Origin of the sequence: Streptomyces sp. 13-12-16, assembly GCF_002114215.1 — a bacterium.
Lineage (GTDB): Bacteria > Actinomycetota > Actinomycetes > Streptomycetales > Streptomycetaceae > Streptomyces.
This window is the reverse complement of sequence record NZ_NCTE01001439.1, coordinates 1,241-3,740: the sequence shown is the minus strand read 5'-3', so window position 1 is coordinate 3,740 and position 2,500 is coordinate 1,241. Positions and strand designations below refer to the sequence as shown.

Sequence of the window (2,500 nt, the reverse complement as noted above, 5' to 3'; positions counted from 1 at the left end):
CTCGCCCCCCAAGACCCCCCCCCCGCCGGCTCAACGAGACCGGCGGGACCTGGAGCCGACACGCTGTCGGGGATCACACACGGTCACCGGCAGGTTGGGTTCCACCGGGGAACCGGCGACAGTTGATCACGAGAGTCCGCCGGTACCCGAGGCCGCGCACCCCCGGGAGGGCCTCCGTGACCATCGACGGCCTGCCGGTCCGGCCGGGCGTGGTCCCGTCCCGCGCGAGTCCGGTTGCTCGGCCGTGGTCATGCGTGTTCTCCGGGGGCAGGCGGCCGACGGACCCCGGGGCGGTTCGGGGGTGTGTCCTCGCCCGGCGGGTCCTGCCCGTCGTCCGGTCGTACGTGGGTGAGCTTGGCCGGGTTGGTGACGACGTAGACGCCGGAGACCTGGTCGCCGTCCGGGGTGAGGTCCATGACCATGACGGCGTACGGGGAGGAGTCGCCCGTGAACAGCACCGCCGCGTCGTCGCCGTTGACGCGAGGGTAGTGGACGTCCAGGTCCTCGGTGCGCCGGCTGGCGTAGCCGGCCGGCACGCGGGCGGCCTTCACGGTGCGCGCGACGGTGCGCGCGATGAAGGGCTCGAGCACCTTCCGGAAGAAGAAGGTCTCGCCGGGTGCCGGCACGTCGAAGAGCAGGGTCGAGGTCACGCAGACCAGGCGTCGGACGCCGTGTTCGGTCATGGCCCGTGTGATGTGGGTGATGCCCTCGGAGTACACCGTGACGGGGTTTCGGCCGTAGGGCACCCCGAGCGTCGAGATCACCGCGCGCGGCCTTCGACGGACTCGACGAGCGGAGGGATAATGCCGGGCATGGACCCGCTGTACCACCGCTCGCTCGAACCCTCCGCCGCAGAGGTGCTGCGTGCCCGGTACGCGGCCCGTCTGCCCGACCGTCTGGAAGAGCTGACCGGGCCGGTGCACGGGCGGGTCGAACTCCCGCTGCACGTCGCCTGGTCCGGCCTGCGCGCATACGACCTCGACCGGCCGCGTCAGCGGATGAGCCTCTACCGGACCGTCCTGGCCGAGGGGCGGCACCAGGACCTCCTCGCTTTCCTGAACCGGGACCTGCTCGCCTCCCAGTGGCCCGCGCTGCGCACCCTGGTCAGCAGGCACATCCGCGATGTGTGGGAGGACGCCTTCCCCGAGCTCGCCCGTGAGGCGTCCGCCGTCGCGTGAACCTCAGCGATCTGCACCGCCGTCTCCTGTCCGACGTCCTCGCCGTCGGCACGGCCTACCCGCTGGTTGTCACCGGCGGATACGCCGTCCAGGCGCACGGGCTGGTCGACCGGCTCAGCCAGGACCTCGACGTCGCCACGGAGAACCCCGCCCCCATGGCGGACATCGCCGAGCACCTGTGCCGGGCACTGACCGAACGGGGCTGGCGCGTGACGGTGATCGGCGTCGACCCGCTGTCGGCACGCCTCGTGGTGGCCGACCCGGACACCGGCGAGGACTGCGAGGTGGACGTCCTCAAGGAGAACCTGTGGGCCGCACCGCTCACCACCGAGTACGGCCCGGTCCTCGCCCTCGACGATGTGATCGGCACCAAGGTCCGCGCTCTCGCCGACCGCGGCGCGGTCCGCGACCTGATCGACGTCCACGCCGCCTCCGCCCATCACACGGTCACCGAGCTCGAGCGGCTGGGCGAACGGCACGGCCGCGACGAGTTCCGCCGCCAGGACCTGCGTGACCGCCTGGCCGGCGCCGAGTGGTACGACGACGAGGAGTTCGCCTCCTACGGTCTCACCGGGGAACAGATCACGGAGCTCAGGGCGTGGGCCCAGCAGTGGACGAGCGACCTCGACCAGCGGCTCGGCGAGGACGAGGCCTCTCAGGACATCTGAAGGCCGCGGCGGACTGCGTCGACGGGGAGTGACCCCTGGGAGACATCCCTCCTCCGGCAAGCGCAGAAGGGCCCGGGCGGGAGGTTCTTCCGGCCGGGGCCGCTTCCCGGCCGACGGGCCCGTCGGCCGCTGCGTCCCACCAGGAGCGGGGCCGGACGGGCCGGGCGGGAATCCGGGGGTCACCGTCATGGCTCCAGGAGCGGCCCAGGACGATGTGATCCGGTCGTGAGGTGAGTGGCTCGGGGAGGAGTCGGGCGCCCGTGGCGGCCGGCCGCCGGACGGTGTGTCAGAGTGCGGCGAGCCGGTCCACCAGCAGTTCCACCCTCCGTTCGGCGTCCTCCGGGGGCAGTCGTCCCGCCCGGGTGAGGGTGGCCAGGCCGTGCAGGGATGCCCAGAAGACCTCGGTGAACAGTCCCGGGTGGACGCCGTCCCCGGCGACCTCGGTGAGGCTTTCCAGCAGGGCGGCGAAGCCGTCCTTCAGCGGCTTCGGGGTGTCCTCCTGCGCGAACGCCAGGCCGCCGTCGAGCCGGAACATGGCGTCGTAGACCGCCGGGTTGCGTGCGGCGAAGTCGAGGTAGGCGCGGGCGAGGGCGGTGACCCGGGCGCGCGGGCCGTCGGCGGCGGAGGTCGCGGCCCGCAGTGCCGCGGCCATCT

General features: G+C 72.8%; 4 protein-coding genes. 2 read left to right on the top strand and 2 right to left on the bottom strand.

Going from position 1 to position 2,500, the window contains the following annotated elements; translation table 11 throughout:
- Positions 1-248: 248 nt before the first annotated feature.
- Positions 249-764 (bottom strand): hypothetical protein, encoded by a 516-nt coding sequence (locus tag B7767_RS49505; RefSeq protein WP_373408288.1) that lies wholly within the window; start codon positions 762-764, stop codon positions 249-251.
- A 48-nt stretch (positions 765-812) separates the two neighbouring features.
- On the opposite strand from B7767_RS49505, the gene B7767_RS42240 reads away from it, so the two are divergent.
- Positions 813-1,178 (top strand): hypothetical protein, encoded by a 366-nt coding sequence (locus B7767_RS42240; RefSeq protein WP_107486650.1) that lies wholly within the window; start codon positions 813-815, stop codon positions 1,176-1,178.
- A complete protein-coding gene (locus B7767_RS42235; RefSeq protein WP_085576444.1) occupies positions 1,175-1,846 on the top strand; it encodes a nucleotidyl transferase AbiEii/AbiGii toxin family protein in 672 nt (223 codons plus the stop codon). Before B7767_RS42240 ends, B7767_RS42235 begins: the two co-directional genes overlap by 4 nt.
- Before the next feature lie 286 nt (positions 1,847-2,132).
- Here the strand turns inward: B7767_RS42235 and B7767_RS42230 are convergent.
- The coding region (locus B7767_RS42230) for a TetR-like C-terminal domain-containing protein (protein ID WP_085576443.1) at positions 2,133-2,500 on the bottom strand (368 nt) is incomplete at its 5' end.

What these genes read in the sequence shown, in the direction of transcription:
- B7767_RS42240 (WP_107486650.1), top strand. Translation starts at nt 813, where the DNA reads ATGGACCCGCTGTACCACCGCTCGCTCGAACCCTCCGCCGCAGAGGTG.